The sequence below is a fragment of the Bradyrhizobium nanningense genome (assembly GCF_004114535.1).
In the GTDB taxonomy this organism is placed as follows: domain Bacteria; phylum Pseudomonadota; class Alphaproteobacteria; order Rhizobiales; family Xanthobacteraceae; genus Bradyrhizobium; species Bradyrhizobium nanningense.
Window position 1 is genome coordinate 101,729 of record NZ_LBJC01000020.1, and the last position, 18,386, is coordinate 120,114.

At 66.1% G+C, this 18,386-nt stretch carries 13 protein-coding genes; 9 read left to right on the forward strand and 4 right to left on the reverse strand.

Annotated elements, in window-relative coordinates:
- The first annotated feature begins 287 nt into the window (after positions 1-287).
- From XH84_RS13450 to ligA, 7 genes are all read left to right on the forward strand, one after another.
- Positions 288-1,316 (forward strand): cell division protein FtsQ/DivIB, encoded by a 1,029-nt coding sequence (locus XH84_RS13450; RefSeq protein ID WP_128918502.1) that lies wholly within the window; start codon positions 288-290, stop codon positions 1,314-1,316.
- Positions 1,313-2,635, forward strand: coding sequence for a cell division protein FtsA (gene ftsA / locus XH84_RS13455; RefSeq protein ID WP_128918501.1), 1,323 nt, complete (start codon positions 1,313-1,315; stop codon positions 2,633-2,635). The genes XH84_RS13450 and ftsA overlap by 4 nt, the downstream gene beginning before the upstream one ends.
- A gap of 87 nt (positions 2,636-2,722) precedes the next feature.
- Positions 2,723-4,528, forward strand: a complete 1,806-nt coding sequence (ftsZ, locus tag XH84_RS13460) for a cell division protein FtsZ (protein ID WP_128918500.1) — start codon at positions 2,723-2,725, stop codon at positions 4,526-4,528.
- Positions 4,529-4,891: 363 nt separating this feature from the next.
- Positions 4,892-5,854 carry a UDP-3-O-acyl-N-acetylglucosamine deacetylase gene (lpxC, locus tag XH84_RS13465; protein ID WP_128918499.1) on the forward strand — a complete coding sequence of 321 codons (963 nt, stop codon included), beginning with the start codon at positions 4,892-4,894 and terminating at the stop codon, positions 5,852-5,854.
- 249 nt (positions 5,855-6,103) lie between these two features.
- Positions 6,104-6,994, forward strand: coding sequence for an outer membrane protein assembly factor BamD (locus XH84_RS13470; protein ID WP_128918498.1), 891 nt, complete (start codon positions 6,104-6,106; stop codon positions 6,992-6,994).
- A 13-nt stretch (positions 6,995-7,007) separates the two neighbouring features.
- Positions 7,008-8,693, forward strand: a complete 1,686-nt coding sequence (gene recN / locus XH84_RS13475) for a DNA repair protein RecN (RefSeq protein WP_128918497.1) — start codon at positions 7,008-7,010, stop codon at positions 8,691-8,693.
- Positions 8,694-8,876: 183 nt separating this feature from the next.
- Positions 8,877-11,030 (forward strand): NAD-dependent DNA ligase LigA, encoded by a 2,154-nt coding sequence (ligA, locus tag XH84_RS13480; RefSeq protein ID WP_128918496.1) that lies wholly within the window; start codon positions 8,877-8,879, stop codon positions 11,028-11,030.
- Between the two features lie 116 nt (positions 11,031-11,146).
- On the opposite strand, the gene XH84_RS13485 is transcribed toward ligA, so the two are convergent.
- Complete coding sequence (locus tag XH84_RS13485; protein ID WP_128918495.1) at positions 11,147-12,421, reverse strand: multidrug effflux MFS transporter; 1,275 nt, start codon at positions 12,419-12,421, stop codon at positions 11,147-11,149.
- A gap of 326 nt (positions 12,422-12,747) precedes the next feature.
- Complete coding sequence (locus tag XH84_RS13490; RefSeq protein ID WP_128918494.1) at positions 12,748-14,574, reverse strand: aminopeptidase P family protein; 1,827 nt, start codon at positions 14,572-14,574, stop codon at positions 12,748-12,750.
- Between the two features lie 186 nt (positions 14,575-14,760).
- Here XH84_RS13490 and XH84_RS13495 point away from each other — a divergent pair, with 186 nt between their 5' ends.
- Complete coding sequence (locus XH84_RS13495; RefSeq protein ID WP_128918493.1) at positions 14,761-14,940, forward strand: hypothetical protein; 180 nt, start codon at positions 14,761-14,763, stop codon at positions 14,938-14,940.
- Between the two features lie 183 nt (positions 14,941-15,123).
- Here the strand turns inward: XH84_RS13495 and XH84_RS13505 are convergent, their stop codons facing one another.
- On the reverse strand, positions 15,124-16,011 hold the full coding sequence (locus tag XH84_RS13505) for a 50S ribosomal protein L11 methyltransferase (protein ID WP_128918491.1): 888 nt from the start codon (positions 16,009-16,011) through the stop codon (positions 15,124-15,126).
- 163 nt (positions 16,012-16,174) lie between these two features.
- Here XH84_RS13505 and XH84_RS13510 point away from each other — a divergent pair, with 163 nt between their 5' ends.
- Entirely contained in the window at positions 16,175-16,330 is a 156-nt protein-coding gene (locus XH84_RS13510; RefSeq protein WP_128918533.1) for a Flp family type IVb pilin, read from the forward strand.
- 282 nt (positions 16,331-16,612) lie between these two features.
- Here XH84_RS13510 and XH84_RS13515 read toward each other — a convergent pair whose 3' ends face one another.
- A complete protein-coding gene (locus XH84_RS13515; protein ID WP_164936123.1) occupies positions 16,613-18,223 on the reverse strand; it encodes a phytoene desaturase family protein in 1,611 nt (536 codons plus the stop codon).
- Positions 18,224-18,386 lie beyond the last annotated feature (163 nt).

Genomic DNA, 18,386 nt, shown 5'->3' on the forward strand with positions numbered 1-18,386 from the left:
GCCGGACATCGCGGCATAAATGCCTCACATAGCGGGGCAAAATGCGCCGGACGTTAACGAACTTTACCTTTTGTTTACCAGGACGTCCGAAGGTTAACGCTGGCGGCGCATATGGCGCTTTGGCTGCCGGCGCGTGAGCTGTCGCGGGTGATGTCACCTCCAGCGAACGCTTTGAAGGGGAGAGGTTTTCTTCTGCTGAAGACCAGCACCCGGCCCGGCATGTCCAAGACGTCATGTTCGCCAGGATCCGCGCGATGTCGCGGGCAAACTGTTGACGAGCTCGTGCAATGGATGGAGCAGGAAGCCTCACCCGGTCGCTTTTCAGATCGCTGAGGCCCCAAGCTGACCTGAAGGCGGCCGCGATCGGAGCGGTCGTGCTTCTGCGCGAGTGGGTGCAGGACAAGCACGCCGAGGCGCGCGCCGCGGCCAAGGACAAGAGCAAGACGAGGGCCAGGGCCAAGGCCGTCGTCGAGCGCGAGCCGCCGCCGCGCGTGGTCGCACTGGTCGAGCGCTATTTGCCGCGCCGGGTCGGGATCAGCATGACCGTGCTGCTGCTGATCGGCAGCTGCGGCTTCGGCATCGTCAAGGGCGGCCATCTCCAGGACTTCGTCACCGCGGGCAGCGATGCCCGCAACGCGCTGGCCAATTCCGCCGGCTTCCGCATCACCGCCGTCGTGATCAACGGCCGCAAGCAGCTGACCCAGGACGAGATCCTGGCGATCGGCGGCGTCAGCGGCCGCTCTTCGCTGCTGTTCCTCGACGCCGATGCGGTGCGCGACAAGCTCAAGGCCAATCCCTGGATCGCGGATGCGACCGTGCTGAAGCTCTATCCGGGCCAGCTCATGATCGAGCTCACCGAGCGCAAGGCGTTCGCGCTGTGGCAGGAGGCCGGCCGGCTTTCGGTCATCGCCGATGACGGCGCCGTGCTCGAGCCCTACGTCTCGCGGCGCTTCCTGTCGTTGCCGCTGGTGGTCGGCAAGGGCGCCGAGACGCAGGCCCGCGACTTCCTCGCGCTGCTGGCGCGCTATCCGCAGGTCAATGCGGTGACGAAAGCTGCGATCTTCGTCGGCGAGCGGCGCTGGAATCTGAAGCTCAAGGACGGCCTCGACATCCGCCTGCCCGAGCAGGACGTCGGTAACGCGCTTGCGATGCTGTCCAAGCTCGACAAGGAGGACAGGCTGTTCTCCCGCGACATCGTCGCCGTCGACATGCGCCTGCCCGATCGGCTGGTGGTGCAGCTGTCCGAGGACGCCGCCAAGGCGCGCGAGGATCTGTTCAAGGACAAGAAGAAAAAGAAGGCCGGGGATTCCGCATGACCGGTCTTGATCGCACCCAGACGCCGAAGACACGTCCGATGCCGCACAAGCGCGGTGGCCTCGTCGCCTGCCTCGACATCGGCACCAGCAAGATCGCCTGCATGATCGCACGGCTGAAGCCGTCGCCGCCGAGCGAGGCGCTGCGCGGCCGCACCCATGCGGTGGAATTGATCGGCTACAGCCAGATCCAGTCGCGCGGCATGAAGGCCGGCGCGGTGATCGATCTCGGTGAATGCGAGCAGGCGGTGCGTCAGGCCGTCGCGCTCGCGGAGAAGATGGCCAAGGTGCGGGTCGAGTCCGTGCTGCTGTCGGTGTCCGGCGGCCGGCTCTCCGGCCAGCTGGTCGAGGCCGCCGCCGACATCCGTGGTGGCGCCGTGACGCAGGCCGATGTCAGCCGCGTCACCTCCACCGGCATGCGTCACGCCACCGGCGAAGGCCGCACCGTGCTGCACGCGCTGCCGGTCGGCTACACGCTCGACGGGGTCAAGGGCATCCGCGATCCCCGCGGCATGGTTGCCCATCAATTCGGCGTCGACATGAACGTCGTCACCTGCGACGCCACCGTGGCGCGGAACCTGATGCTGGCGGTGGAGCGCTGCCACATCAATGTCGAAGCCATGGCGGCGAGCCCTTATGTCGCCGGATTGTCGGTGCTGACCGACGACGAGGCCGATCTGGGCGCAGCCGTCGTCGAGATGGGCGCCGGCACCACCACGATTGCCGTTTATTCAGGCGGCCGTTTCGTGCATGCGGCGGGTTTTGCGGTCGGCGGGCAACACATCACGATGGATCTCGCGCGCGGACTCTCCGCGACCATTGCCGATGCCGAGCGAATCAAGACGTTATACGGGACCGTCATCACCGGCGGATCGGACTCGCGTGAGCTGATGTCTGTGCCGACGGCCGGTGACGAGCAGGATCTGCCGCAGATCGTCTCCCGCGCCACCATCGCCAACATCGTCAAGCACCGTGCCGAGGAAGTCTTCGAAATGGTTCGGGACAAGCTGAAGGATTCGCCCTTCGCCTCAGAGCCCAACGGCCGCGTCGTGCTCTCGGGCGGGGCCTCGCAGCTCACCGGCCTCGTCGAACTCGGAACCCAGATTCTCGCCCGGCCCGTGCGGGTCGGACGTCCGCTCGGCTTCGGCCGGCTGCCCAACGAGGCGAAGAACGCCGCGTTTGCGGTGCCGGCCGGACTCCTCGTCTACCCGCAATATGTTCACCTCGAACATGTCGAACCGCGGCATACGCGGCAGCAGGTCAAGACAGGGACCGGCGGTTATTTCGGAAAGGTCGGACGATGGCTACGCGAGGGCTTCTGATGATTCATTTCCGCAATTCCCGACTTTCACCAACTCCCGCGGCCGCCGGCCGGGGCGAACCCACACGCGCGTGATCGAGAGGCAACCATGACCATCAGCATCAATGTTCCTGATATTCACGAACTGAAGCCCCGGATCACCGTGTTCGGCGTCGGCGGCGCCGGCGGCAACGCCGTCAACAACATGATCACTGCCGGCCTTCAGGGCGTCGACTTCGTGGTCGCCAACACCGACGCGCAGGCGCTGACGATGTCGAAGGCGCAGCGCATCGTGCAGATGGGCACTGCGGTCACTCAGGGCCTCGGCGCCGGTTCGCAGCCGAACGTCGGCGCCGCGGCGGCGGAAGAGGTGATCGACGAGCTGCGCGACCATCTCTCGGGCGCCAACATGGTGTTCGTCACCGCCGGCATGGGCGGCGGCACCGGCACCGGTGCTGCTCCCGTGATCGCCAAGACCGCGCGCGACATGGGCATCCTCACCGTCGGCGTCGTCACCAAGCCGTTCCACTTCGAGGGCGGCCGCCGCATGCGCACGGCCGAGGCCGGTATCAACGAGCTGCACAAGGTCGTGGATACGCTCCTGATCATCCCGAACCAGAACCTGTTCCGGGTCGCCAACGAGAAGACCACCTTCGCCGACGCCTTCGCGATGGCCGACCAGGTGCTCTATTCGGGCGTCGCCTGCATCACCGACCTGATGGTCAAGGAAGGCCTGATCAACCTCGACTTCGCCGACGTCCGCGCCGTCATGCGCGAGATGGGCAAGGCGATGATGGGCACCGGCGAAGCCTCCGGCGACAAGCGCGCGCTGACTGCCGCGGAAGCCGCGATCGCCAACCCGCTGATCGACGATTCTTCGATGAAGGGTGCCAAGGGCCTCCTCATCTCCATCACCGGCGGCAAGGACCTCACTTTGTTCGAGGTCGACGAAGCCGCGACCCGCATCCGCGAGGAAGTCGACCAGGACGCCAACATCATCGTCGGCGCGACCTTCGACGAAGCGCTCGACGGCCTGATCCGCGTCTCCGTCGTCGCCACCGGCATCGAGCAGGCCGCGATCGCACGCAACAGCCAGGCGACCTCCGCCCCCGTCGCGAACGCGGCGCCGCAGGCACAACAGGCGCCCGCAGCTCCGGCCGCAGCCGCCGAGAGCCGTCTCGCCGATCTGACCGCGCGGCTCCGTGAAGACAATCGGCGGATGGCAGAGCGCGCCCAGAAGCTGGAAACGCAGATCCCGGCCGCAAGCCAGGCACCGGTCGCTGCCGCGCCGATGGCGCCCCGTCCGAACGTCGAGCGCGCCGCGCTTGCCGCCATCGCGGCTGCCGTTGCGGACGTTCCGCAGGCGCCGGCGCCGATGCAGACCTACGGCGACGTCACCGTGCGCCCGATCGCGCAGAAGCCGACGCTGTTCCCGGAGCCCGACATGGCCCCGGTCGCGATGCAGGAGCCGATGACGCCGGACACCTTCATCCCGCCGCAGGCCGAGCGTGCGCCGGTCCGCGCACCGCGGATGCCCCGTATCGACGAGCTGCCGATGCCGGCCCAAGCCGAGCTTCGCCAGGCTCGTGGCGAGGTCGAGGAGGAGGCGCCGCAGAAGAGCCGCTTGTCGCTGCTCCAGCGCCTCGCCAATGTCGGCCTCGGCCGTCGTGACGAGGAAAGCGAGCCGCCGGTCGCCGCCCGCACCGCCGGTCCCGCGATGCCGCCGCTGCCCGAGCGCCGGTCGCAGAAAACCGTGGCGCAGCAGGTCGCATCGAGCGATCCGGTGTCTGAGTACGCCCGCCGTCCCGCCCCGCAGGGCTTGGACATGCATGGCCGTCCTGCGCCTGTTGCGCCGGCGCCACAGGGCGACGACCATCTTGATATCCCGGCCTTCCTGCGGCGGCAGGCGACCTGAGGATTGTTACAATAAGGCAGACGAAAAAAGGTCCCGGCAACAAGCTTGCCGGGACCTTTCCTTTTGTCCCGTGCATACCCGGATTGCGCAGTCAAGCAACTGATTTTAAATCATTAATTACGTGTTCGGGTGTTCGGTAGAATTGCCGGCAGCAGCCCAAAACCTCCGTGCAATTTGGTTAAGCCTTGGCGCGAATACGGCGGGTTTGGGGTAACAATCGGTAAAAAAGCGTGAGTTGGCGCTGTTTGGGGCAGTGACTATGGTTTGCCGTGACTTGGGGATACGGATTCGCAGGGGTGTCGGCACTGGCCGGCCAAGCGGGTCTCGTATAAGTCGCAGTGGGTCGTAGTGGGGCGGTTCCTGATGAAATTTAGCCGGCAAACAACGCTTCGTGCGCAAGCCTCCGTGGCAGGCGTGGGCGTTCATTCCGGTCTTCCCGTCACTCTCACACTTGGGCCTGCGCCCGTCGATGCCGGCTTTGTTTTTATCCGGACGGGCCTTGAGGGAAGTGATCGTGAAGTTCAGGCGACCGCCGAGCAGGTGATCGCGACCGACCTCGCCACCGTCCTCGGCGATCGCAGCGGTCCGCTGGTATCCACCGCCGAGCACGTGCTTGCTGCACTGCGGGGCATGGGTGTCGATAACGCCATCATCGAGATCGACGGTCCGGAAGTGCCGATTATGGACGGCAGCGCCGCGGCCTTCATCGCGGCGATCGACCAGGCCGGCATTGTGACCCAACCGGCACAGCGCCGCTTCATTCAGGTTTTGAAGCCGGTCTCGGTCAAGATCGGCGACTCCTTCGGCGAGATCAGGCCCTACGCCAACGGGTTCTGCGTCGAGGTCGAGATCGACTTCACCAATCCCGTCATCGGCCAGCAGGCTTACGCTTTCGACCTCAGCCCGGAACGTTTCCGCCGCGAAGTTGGACGGGCCCGCACCTTCGGTCTGATGTCCGACGTCGCGCGGCTCTGGAGCGCGGGTTATGCTCTCGGCGCCTCCTTCGACAACACCGTCGTATTCGACGACGAGCGGCTGCTGAACACCGAGGGTCTGCGTTACGCCGATGAATGCGCCCGCCACAAGGTGCTGGACGTGATCGGCGACCTCTCGCTGGCCGGCCTGCCGCTGCTTGGCGCCTACCGCTCGGTGCGTGGCGGCCACAAGCTCAACCACGCTGTCCTGACCGCGATGCTGGCCGACCGGACCGCCTGGCGGGTGGTCGAGGGCGAGGCAGTCCGCCGGACCACGCGTCCCGTGGGCGAAGTCGGTCGCGGTATCGTCGGCGGCCGGGTCGCTGCGGCCTACGGGCCGGACGTGTCCTGAACAGAGTTGTCGCCGCTGGCCTCTGGCAGCGGCGGACCCCCGGGAAACTCCTGGTAACCATGATCGGCTAGGATTGCGGCAAGTTCGCCTTAATCCGGGCGAAATGCCTGCCTATCCGGTTGGTTAAAGATCGCTTTTCGGATCCATCGGCGTGGTCGCATGGCAGGCACCACCACGGCACCATTTCGCGCCCATGACGAGGTTCATGGGCTGGCGGGCACCGCTCACAGGGCGTCAGGGCTTAAACTCATGTCGGCACAGCGTATGACGCGCGGATATTTCTCGGTCTCTTTGCGAGCCCGTGGGCTGCTTCAGGCCGTCACCTTCATCCTGCTCGCGATGCCGCTGGCCGGCTGCGGCACCGGCTCGCTCTGGGACAAGTTCACCGCCAAGGACGACACCTTCGTCGAAGAGCCCGCCGACAAGATCTACAATGAGGGCCTGTACCTCATGAACGAGAAGAAGGACATGAAGGCGGCGAACAAGAAGTTCGAAGAGGTCGACCGCCAGCATCCTTATTCCGACTGGGCCCGTAAATCGCTGCTGATGTCCGCTTACGCGTCCTACCAGGGCGGCGACTATGACGGCTGCATTGGCGCGGCCACCCGCTACGTCACGCTGCATCCCGGCAGCCCGGATGCGGCCTATGCGCAATATCTGATCGCGGCCTCCCATTACGACCAGATCCCGGACGTCAGCCGCGACCAGGCCCGCACCGAGAAGGCGATCGCCGCGCTGGAAGAGGTGGTGCGCAAATATCCGAACTCGGAATATGCGACCTCGGCCAAGGCCAAGATCGAGGGCGCGCGCGACCAGCTCGCCGGCAAGGAAATGAATACCGGCCGCTACTACGCGCAGAAGCGCGACTACACGGCGGCGATCAACCGCTACAAGACCGTCGTCACGCAGTACCAGACCACCCGCCATGTCGAGGAGGCGTTGTACCGGCTGACCGAAGCCTATATGGCGATCGGCATCGTCGGCGAGGCGCAGACCGCGGCGGCCGTGCTTGGCCACAATTTTCCTGACAGCCGCTGGTACAAGGACGCCTATAATCTAGTAAAATCCGGCGGTCTCGAGCCGAGCGAGAATCAGGGGTCCTGGATCAGCAAGACCTTCAAGAAGATGGGCCTCGGCTAGGAAATTTGGTTCCATGCTGGCGCGTCTATCGATCCGCGACATCGTCCTGATCGAACGGCTCGATATCGAATTCGCGACGGGCCTTGCGGTTTTGACCGGCGAGACCGGTGCGGGCAAATCCATCCTGCTCGATGCCTTTGCGCTGGCGCTCGGCGGCCGCGGCGATGCCGGCCTCGTGCGTCACGGCGCGGAGCAGGGCCAGGTCACCGCCGTGTTCGATGTCCCCAAGAATCACCCTGCGGCGAAGATCCTCGCCGAGAACGGCCTCGATGACACGAGCGTTGAAGAATCTTGCGAGATGATCTTGCGCCGCGTGCAGCTGGCCGACGGTCGCACCCGCGCCTTCATCAACGACCAGTCGATCAGCGTGCAGACGCTGAAGGCGGTCGGCGCCGCCCTGGTCGAAATCCACGGCCAGCATGACGAGCGCGCGCTGGTCGATGCCGCCACCCATCGCCGCCTGCTCGACGCCTTCGCCGGCCTGGAGAAGGACGTCGCCGCGGTCGAAACGCTCTGGGACGCACGCCGGACCGCGAGCGCCGCGCTGGAGGAGCATCGCGCCAGCATGGAGCGCGCCGCGCGCGAGGCCGACTATCTGCGCCACGCCTCCGGCGAGCTGAAGCAGCTCGCGCCCAAGGAGGGCGAGGAGACCTCACTCGCCCATCGCCGCACCACCATGATGCAGGGCGAGAAGATCGCCTCCGATCTGCGCGAGGCGCAGGAGGCGGTCGGCGGCAATCATTCGCCGGTCGGGGCCCTCTCGGCGGCGGTGCGCCGGCTGGAGCGCCGCGGCGTCAATTCGCCGGCACTGGTCGAGCCTGCCGTGAAGGCGATCGACGCCGCGATCAACGCGCTGGAGGAGGCCGACCAGCATCTCCAGGCCGCGCTGGCCGCCACCGATTTCGATCCGGCCGAGCTCGAACGCATCGAGGAACGGCTGTTCGCATTGCGCGCCGCCTCGCGCAAATATTCGACGCCGGTCGACGGGCTCGCCGCGCTGGCCGCCAAATATGCCGCCGACGTCGTGCTGATTGACGCCGGTGCCTCGCGCCTGAAGAAGCTGGAGCAGGCTGCCATCGAAGCCGACGCGCACTATGCCGCCGCCGCCAAGAAGCTGTCGCTGGCGCGGCAGAAGTCGGCGGAGAGACTCAACAAGGCCGTCAACGCCGAGCTCGCGCCGCTCAAGCTCGAACGCGCCAAGTTCATGACCCAGGTCGAGACCGACGAGGCCGCACCGGGGCCGCAGGGCTTCGACCGCGTCGAGTTCTGGGTCCAGACCAATCCGGGCACCAAGCCAGGTCCGCTGATGAAGGTCGCCTCCGGCGGCGAGCTGTCGCGCTTCCTGCTCGCGCTCAAGGTCGTGCTGTCCGACCGCGGCTCGGCGCCGACCCTGGTGTTCGACGAGATCGACACCGGCGTGGGCGGAGCGGTCGCCGACGCCATCGGCGGGCGCCTGGCGCGGCTCGCCGGCAAGGTCCAGGTGATGGCCGTGACCCACGCCCCGCAGGTCGCCGCCCGCGCCGACCTGCATTTGCTGATCTCCAAGGACGCCCTCGACAAGGGCAAGCGCGTCGCCACCCGCGTCAATGCGCTGGCCGCCGACCACCGCCGCGAGGAGATCGCCCGCATGCTGGCCGGCGCCGAGATCACGGCCGAGGCGAGGGCGGCTGCGGAACGGCTGCTCAAGGCGGCGAGTTAGACTTCGTGTCCCGGACGCGCGCAGCGCGAGCCGGGACCCAGAATGCCCAGCCACATAGGCCCCCGGCTCTGTAGCGCACCGACCGGCCGATGCTTCGCATCGCCGGGAGCGTTGCGCTGCGTCCGGGGCACGAGATTTCCACACGCCTTTACCCCGCCGCCCGCTCTGTCGTATCCAAGCACCATGGCCAGAGCAGCAAAATCCAAAGCAACACCGCTTCGCGACGTCGCCGATCTCACCAAGGCCCAGGCCAAGGTCGAGCATATGCGGCTCGCGCTCGAGATCGAGGGGCACAACGAGCGCTATTATCAGGAGGACGCACCCACCGTCACGGACGCCGAGTACGACGCGCTGCGCCAGCGCTTCAACGCCATCGAGAAACGCTTTCCGGAATTTGTCACGGCGGATTCGCCCTCGCAGAAAGTCGGCGCAGCGCCGTCAGGCCGCTTCAAGAAGGTGCGGCATTCCGTTCCCATGCTCTCGCTCGACAACGCCTTTGCCGAAGAGGACGTGCGCGACTTCGTCGGCCGCATCGTGCGCTTCCTGAAGCTCGACGATGACAAGGTCGATTTCTCCGCCGAGCCGAAGATCGACGGCCTCTCGATGTCGTTGCGCTATGAAGGCGGCGAGCTCGTCACTGCGGCGACGCGCGGCGATGGCGCGGTGGGCGAGGACGTCACCGCCAACATCCGCACGCTCGAAGACGTGCCGCAGAAGCTGAAGGGCCGCAACGTCCCCGACATCTGCGAGGTGCGGGGCGAGGTCTACATGACCAAGAAGGCGTTCCTCGCGCTCAACGAGCGGCAGAAGGCCGAAGGCGGCACCATCTTCGCTAATCCGCGCAACTCGGCCGCGGGCTCGCTCCGGCAGAAGGATCCGACCATCACGGCCTCGCGGCCCCTGGGCTTCTTCGCCTATGCCTGGGGCGAGATGAGCGCGATGCCGGAGGATACGCAGAGCGGCATGATCGGCTGGTTTGAGCGCTGCGGCTTCAAGACCAACCCGCTGACCAAGCTCTGTCACTCGGTCGAGGAACTGCTCGCCTTCCATCATGCGATCGAGGAGCAGCGTGCAAGGCTCGACTATGACATCGACGGCGTCGTCTACAAGGTCGACCGCATCGGCTGGCAGGAGCGTCTCGGCTTCGTCTCGCGCACGCCACGCTGGGGCATCGCCCACAAATTCCCGGCCGAGCGCGCCATGACGGTGCTGCGCGACATCGAGATCCAGGTCGGCCGCACCGGCTCGTTCACGCCGGTCGGCAAGCTCGAGCCGGTCGGCGTCGGCGGTGTGATCGTGCAGAACGTCACGCTGCACAACGAGGACTACATCAAAGGCATCGGCAACAAGGGCGAGGTGCTGCGCGAGGGGCGCGACATCAGGGTCGGCGACACCGTCGTGATCCAGCGCGCCGGTGACGTGATCCCGCAGGTGGTCGACGTCGTGCTCGACAAACGGCCCAGAGGCGCCAAGGAATTCCACTTCCCGAAGAAGTGCCCGTGTCCGCTGCACACCGACGTCGTGCGCGAGGAGACGGCAGCGGGCGAGGAGGGCTCGCGTGCCCGCTGCACTGGCGAGTTCGCCTGCCCCTATCAGAAGATCGAGCATCTCAAGCTGTTCGTCTCGCGCCGTGCTTTCGACATCGACGGGCTCGGCGAGAAGCAGCTCCAGTATTTCTTCGACGAAGGATGGGTCAGGGAGCCCGCCGACATCTTCACGCTGGAGAAGCGCAATGCCAAGCTCAAGCTCGAGGAGATTGAGGGCTATGGCGCGACCTCGGTGCGCAACCTGTTCGGTGCCATCGAGAGCCGGCGTAAAATCGCGCTGGAGCGCTTCGTCTATGCGCTCGGCATGCGCCATGTCGGCGAGACCACGGCGCTGGCGCTGGCGCGCGGCTACGGCTCCTGGGATGCCTTCCACGACGCCTGCCTCAAGGTCGCCAAGGGCGACGAGGAGGCGATGGCCGACATGGACGCGCTCGACCAGATCGGTGACACCGTGATCAAGAGCATCGCCGATTATTTCGGCGAGAGCCACAATCGCGGCATCGTCGAGCGGCTGACCAAGGAGGTCGAAATTGTCGACGCCGAGAAGCCGAAGAGCAATTCGCCCGTCGCCGGCAAGACCGTGGTGTTCACGGGATCGCTGGAGAAGATGACGCGCGACGAGGCCAAGGCCACGGCAGAGCGTTTGGGGGCGAAGGTGTCCGGCTCGGTGTCGAAGAAGACCGATCTCGTCGTCGCCGGCCCCGGCGCGGGCTCGAAGCTCGCGGAGGCCAACAAGCACGGCGTCAAAGTGCTGACCGAGGACGAGTGGCTGAAGCTGATCGGGGAGTGAACTCTCTCCCCGTCATTGCGAGGAGCCCTTGCGACGAGGCAATCCAGAGTGCCGCCTCGGTGGCAGCCTGGATTGCTTCGCTGCGCTCGCAATGACGGGGAGGGAGCGTCGCCTCCCTACATCATCCCGCTCTCTTCCTCCTCGGCCTGCCCGATCAGCGCCTCGCTCACGACGACTTCGCGGCGGGGGACGACGAAGATCATCATGCAGGCACAGAGCAGCGAGATGGCGACGACGGCCGAGGTCAGCGGCAGCGTCGTGGCCGAGTGGCCGCCGAGATAGGCCCCGAATTGCGACATCAGCGCGCCGATCCCCTGTTGCAGAAAGCCCATGGCGCCCGATGCGGCGCCGGCGGCTTCGGGGCGGATGCTGATGGCACCGGCCGCGGAATTCGCCATCACGAAGGCATTGCCCACCATCACGATCATCTGCGTCCCGAACAGCCAGGCGGGCGCCTCGTTCCAGCCGGTGAAGCTCCACAGCAGGTTCAACAGGCTGCCGGCGAGCTGCAGCGCGAGCCCGAACGAGATCAGCTTCTCCAGGGAATGCCGCGGCGCAAAGCGCACGCAGAGCAGGTTGCCGACCAGATAGGCGAAGCCCGTTGTGGCGAACCAGGCGCCGTACTCGGCGCTGCTCCGGCCCATCTGCGTCACCACGATGTAAGGGCCGCCGCCCGCGAAGGTGAAGATGATCTGCGAGGCCAGCACCTGGCACATCACATAGCCGACGAAGGCGCGGTTCGTGATCAGGATGCCGACGTCGCGGCGAAAACCGCTGCCGGCGGCGCGGCTGCGGCGCGTTTCGGGCAGCGCCACCGCGATGCCGACGGCGACAAAGATCGCGGCGACGGCGATGGCGTAGAAGATCGCGCGCCAGCCGAACGCGGTTTCGATCAAGCCGCCGGTGAGCGGTGAAACCATCTGGCCGATCATCAGCGCCGCGACCACGAGGCTGATCATCGAGGCGACGCGGTCGCGCTCATAGATGTCGCGGATGATGGCACGGCTCACCACCATGCCGGCGGCGCCGCCCAGGGCTTGAAAGAAGCGGGCCGCGATCAGCTGCGGCAGGGTTTCGGCAAAGATGCAAGCGATGCTGGCCGCGACCATCAGCGCCAGCCCTCCGAGCAGCACCGGGCGACGCCCGAACCGGTCGGACAGCGGTCCCATGATCAGCTGCGACAATGCGATTCCGACCATGTAAAGCGACACCGTCATCTGCGCGATCGAGATGTCGCTGCCGAAAGTCGTCGCCAGCACCGGCAGCGCCGGAACCAGGATGTAGAGCGAGATCGGCGCAATCCCGGTCATCACGACCAGCAACAGCAGCACCCCGCGCGAGGTCGCAAGGTTGGTTGCCGCTTTCGGCGGCTTGCTGATCATGCCGTGCATGCGGGCCCATCTCGTTGCAATTCGAATCCGACTGTAGCTTGCTCGCGCAAGACCGATATCGGCGTTTCGGAATGCGGCTATACGGATTCCGGGATGGTTGTTTTGGCGGCGTGCGGAGCTGCTATGCTACGAGGCGCGGAGGGCCGGGATGTTGTGCGCTCGCCCCCTCATCCTCGGTGTCATTCCCCGTGAAGGCGGGGAATCCAGTATTCCAGAGGCCGCCCTGATTGAATCGAGAAGCCGCGCCGTACTGGACGCCCCGCCTTCGCGGGGCATGACAGTGAGTTCGAGGGAAGAGCCTTGCGTTAATCGCGTAGCTGTATGCGCTACGTCAGCTCCGCCGTGGCCTGATCGAGCCAGGCCCGGGTCGCCTCGTCGAGCGCCGGCCCGACCTCGGCTCGAACGCGCGCATGATAGGCATTGAGCCAGTCGAGCTCGTCGCGGCTCAGCATCGCGACATCGACCAGCCGGCGGTCGATCGGTGCGAGCGTCAGCGTCTCGAACGCATTCATCGGCTTCTCGGCGCCCTTGATGTCGGCGGCGACGACCAGTTCGAGGTTCTCGATGCGGATGCCGAAACCGTCGGTCTTGTAGTAACCGGGCTCGTTGGAGAGGATCATGCCGCGCTTCAGCGGCGTGGTGCCGAGCTTCGAAATTCGCGCCGGCCCTTCGTGCACCGAGAGATAGCTGCCGACGCCGTGGCCGGTGCCGTGCTCGAAGTCGACGCCGGCGGCCCAGAGATATTGCCGTGCCAGCGTGTCGAGCTGCGCGCCCGTGGTGCCGTCGGGGAAGACCGCGCGCGCGATCGCGATGTGGCCGCGCAACACGCGCGTGAAGCGGTCGCGCATCTCCTCGGTCGGCTCGCCCACGGCCATGGTACGCGTGACGTCGGTGGTGCCGTCTTCGTACTGCGCGCCGGAATCGATCAGTAGGAGGTCGCCGGGCGCGATGCGCCGGTTGCTCTTGCGCGTGACGCGGTAGTGCACGATGGCGCCGTTCGGGCCGGTGCCGGAGATGGTCGGAAACGACACGTCCTTCAGCGCGCCGGTGTCGCGGCGAAACGTCTCCAGCGCCTCGACCGCGTCGATCTCGGTGAGCTTGCCGCTTGTAGCCTCGCGATCGATGAAGGCGAGGAAGCGCGCCAGCGCTAGGGCGTCGCGCCGATGCGCCGTCTGCGTCCCCTTGATCTCGGTCGCGTTCTTGACCGCTTTGAGCAGTGCAATCGGGTCGCTGCCGCGCACCGGCTTGCCGCCGGCGCCTGCGATCAGCCGGCTGAGCGCGTCGGCCGCGGTGGCACTATCCAGTGCGATCGACCCGCCGCCCTTGGCGAGCGCCATCAGCGTCGGCGCCATCGCGTCGGGCTCGCGCACGTCGGCGGACTGCTCGAGATGGTCGCGCGTGAGGTTGGAGAGCTTGCGGTTATCGATGAAGATGGTCGGCCGTCCGTCTTTCGGCACCAGCGCATAGGACAGCGGCAGCGGCGTATGGGCGACGTCGGCGCCGCGGATGTTGAAGGTCCAGGCGACCGCGTGGCTGTCGGACAGCACCAGCGCATCGACGCCGAGCTTGCCGAGCTCGCTTCTGATCTGCGTCAGCTTCTCGGCTTCCGTGACGCCGGCATGCTGGAGTCCGTGCACGGCGACGGGGGCGAGCGGCGGCTGCGGGCGGTCCTGCCAGATCGCATCGATCGGATTGCTGTCGAGCGCGACCAGCTCGGCGCCGGCCTTGGCGCAGGCGGCGGACAGGCGCTCGGCTGCCGCAAAAGTGTGCAGCCACGGGTCGAATCCGAGGCGGTCACCGGCTTTCAAATGCGCCGACACCCAGCTCTCCGGCGGCGGGTCGATCAGCGATTCCACGGTCCAGGCCTTTGCATCGACCTGCTTGGCGGCCTGAAGCGTGTAGCGGCCGTCGACGAACAATGCGGCCTCCTGCATCAGAACCACCGCGAGTCCCGCCGAGCCCGTGAAACCGGTCAGCCAGGCCAGCCTTTCTTCCGACGGCGGCACATATTCGTTCTGCTGCTGATCGGCGCGCGGAACGACGAAGCCGGCGAGCTTGCGACGGGCGAGTTCTTCGCGAAGTGCGGCCAGCCGTGCGGTCAATGCGACGCCGGCCTCCGGCTCCTCGAATGTCTGGAAGTGTGCTTCGAACATGGTGGATCACTTTAGGATCATGGGGGCGAGTCCGCAATCTGGACGCATTTGCGTCGCATCTGGCATGGACTGTGCTTGAATGGTTCCATTCGAATTGAGTGGAGTAAAGGATGCGGCAGCCGCGCTTCGTCCGGATGACAGCGAAATTCGAGCAGGTGGTTCATCTCAACGACGAGGGGACACACGATGCCAGCGTTCACGTTTGAGAAGATTTCGCCGCCGGCGCGCCGAGCGCCGACTGCGGCGGCACCGAAGAAGCCGCGCAGCGTCATCAGCCAGATGATCGACCGACTCGCGGACCGCCGCGCCAGGCGCGCCGTGCAGGACGAGCGGGCGATGCGGCGGAACGAGAAGCCGGCGGAGTAGCGGCGGTGTTTGTTCACCTCGCCCCGCTTGCGGGGAGAGGTCGGATTGCTTTGGCGCGCAATTGCGCGCCTGAGCAATCCAGGTGAGGGGGACTCTCCGCGAGTCCAGTTCTCACCGTCCCCGTGGAGACTCCCCCTCTCCCCGCAGGCGGGGCGAGGGAGCGCACCGACGCCGCGGACGCACTCACCCCACCTTCCGCAACAACAGGCTGCTCCACCCTTCGATCCGCAGATGCTTCAGCGGCACGAGGCCGCGCGCGCGATAGGCGGCGATCACGGCGGGCGCCTGGTGCGTCAGCAGGCCGGAGAGGATGACGCGTCCGCCGGGCGCGAGATGCCGTGCCATCGGGCCCGCCAATTGCCTGAGCGGGTTGGCAAGGATGTTGGCCAGCACCAGGTCGAACGGACCGGCCTGTCCAAAATCCGGCGCGGCGAAGCCGGTCGCGCGGATCGCCCGCACATAATTGCCAGCTTCGTTCAGCGAGGCGTTCTCGGCCGCCACCCGCACCGAGGGCGGATCGATGTCGGAGGCGAGCACGTGGCGATGCAGCGCCTTCGCCGCGGCGATCGCGAGCACGCCGGTTCCGGTGCCGAGGTCGAGCACGCGGCCCGGCCGCGCGCTCTTCAGGACATGGTCAAGCAGAAGTAAACAGCCACGCGTGGTGCCGTGATGTCCGGTGCCGAAGGCGAGCGCCGCTTCGATCTCGATCGCGAGCTTGTTCGGCGCCACGCGGTCGCGATCATGGCTGCCGTGCACGACGAAGCGCCCGGCCGGGACCGGGACGAGATCTTCCAGGCTGGCCTTGACCCAGTCCTTGGCCTCGATCGTGTCGAAGGCGAGCGTCGCGGCGATCTCATTTCCGGCTGAAATTGCAATGAGTTCGCGCAGCCATGCCTGATCGGGCGCCGCGGCGAAATGCAGCGTGACGTCCCATTGTCCGTCCGGCCGCTCGAAGGCGGCGACCGCGGCATCGCCCTCGAAAAACACCTCGGTGAGCACGTCGACGACGCGCCTGGCGTCGGCCTCGCTGCCGATCGAAAAGCTGGCGCGATGGGTTGGAGCAGGCTGCATTCAGGCTTCCGTTGAGTTGAATTTTTGGAACTTTTGTCGGCAATTTTCCCCGCAAGTTGCGGTTCCCGGATTAACCTGGCCGAAGGTTGTGCCCCGTACATTTTCGGATGTCGAATTAAGCCAACACAGCTTGGAATTGAAACGGAGGCGAGTCTTGAAAAGCATGATTCTGAAGTTCTGGTCGGATGAGTCCGGTGCGACGGCGATCGAATACGGTCTGATTGCCGCGGGTATCGCCCTGGCGATCATCACCGTGGTGAACAGCCTGGGCTCGACCCTGAACGACAAGTTCACGTCGATTAGCACCTCCTTGCAGTAATTTCCGCCCCCATTTCCCAACGGGGGCTGGTTTTTCTCCGAGGCTATTCCTGATCACCGCCCGCGAGGGGAATTCCCCCTTGGCGGGCGAGGTCATTTTGGCGGGCCTCTTTGATATTCACAGGTTGTCCGCTCCTTTACCGGGACGCTATCCGCCCACTTATCCCGCAATTGTCCCCGCGATTTTCCACTGACTTTCCCCGATTGTCTCGAAGTTCTGATCCTTGCGTCCTCGGCCTGTCCACAGACGGTTCAATAGTCTGTCCACAAGAGATCCACAGGCCTATCCACGGCTTCCGAACAGCGACCGGTGATCCCTCAGGATCGCCTGCGCCGCATTGTGGCCGGGCGCACCGGTGACGCCGCCGCCGGGATGGGCGCCTGAGCCGCAATGGTAGAGACCCTTCAGCGGCCCGCGATAATCGGCATGGCCCAGCATCGGCCGTGCCGAGAACAGCTGGTTCAAGGTCAGCGCGCCGTGGAAGATGTCGCCGCCGACGAGGCCGAATTGCCGTTCAAGGTCGAGCGGGGATAGGATCTGGCGGCCCAGCACGCTCGCCGAAAACCCCGGCGCGTACTTGTCCACCGTCGCGATCATGAGATCGGCCACCTCGTCGCGATGATCGTCCCACGACTTTCCTTCGGGCAGCGTTGGCGCGACGTGCTGGCAGAACAGGCTCGCGACGTGCTGTCCCGCGGGCGCCAGCGTGTCGTCGAGTGTGGAGGGGATCAGCATCTCGACGACGGGCGAACGGCTCCAGCCTTCCGCCCGCGCATCGAGATAGGCGCGGTCCATGTAGGGAAGGCTCGGCGCCAGGATGATGCCGGATGAGAGATGATCGCCCTCGCCCGGCAGCGCCGTGAAGGAGGGTAGGCGGTCCAGCGCCACGTTCATACGGAAGGTGCCGGAGCCGTTCTTCCAGTGCCGGATGCGGGCGAGGAAGTCCGCAGGGAGCGCCTCGGCTGCGATCAGGTGCGTGTAGAGCAGCTTTGGATTGACATTGGCCGCGACATATTTCGCGCGGATCGCCGAGCCGTTCTCCAGCAGGATTCCGACCGCGCGGTCGCGCTCGACGATGATCTCGCGGACGCCCGCGTCGGTGTCGATCACGGCGCCGCGGTCGCGTGCGGCGCGCGCCATCGCCTGCGTGATCGCGCCCATGCCGCCGATGGCATGGCCCCAGACACCCTTCTTGCCGTTCACCTCGCCGAAGGCGTGATGCAGCATCACATAGGCCGAGCCGGCGGCGTAGGGGCTGGCATAGTTGCCGACGATGGCATCAAAGCCGAACAGCGCCTTGACCAGATCATGCTCGAAACGCTCATCCAGCATCTCGCCGGCCGAGCGGGTGAAGAGATCGAGCAGGCTGCGGCTCTGTTCAAGGGTGAGACCGCGCAGGATGTTGGCGGTCTTCCAGGCGTTGACGCCTTCGCGGATGGCCGCCGTGCCGAAACCGTCGACGAGGTTCGGCGGCGCGCGCAGCACGAACTGCCTGAGCACGTCGGCGATGTCTTCCAGCTCGCGTGAAAACCCGTCGAGCGCACCTGCGTCATGCGCGCTCAGCCGCGCGACGGACGCCTTGGTCCGTCCCTCGCCGGTGAGGAGATAGCTGCCGTCCGGCGCGGGCAGAAAATTCTGGGCGCGCCGTTCGACGATGCGCAGGCCCTGCTCGGCGAGCTTGAGGTCGCGGATCACCTGCGGATTGAGCAGGCTTACCGTGTAGGCCGCCACCGAATTGCGGAATCCCGGGTGAAACTCCTCCGTGACCGCGGCTCCGCCGACCACCTTGCGGCGCTCGACCACGCGCACGCGCAAGCCGGCCATCGCGAGATAGGCCGCGCAGGTGAGGCCGTTATGGCCAGCGCCGATGATGACGACGTCGGTTTCGCTCATGAGGCTTTCAAGTTGTTCCACCGTCATTCCGGAATGGTCCGAAGGACCAGACCCGGAATCTCGAGGTTCCGGGTTCGATGCTTCGCATCGCCCCGGAACGACCCTCTAATATCAAGCAATCCTCGCTGCAACATCACGCGCCCCTTTATTGCCCGCTCAGGCG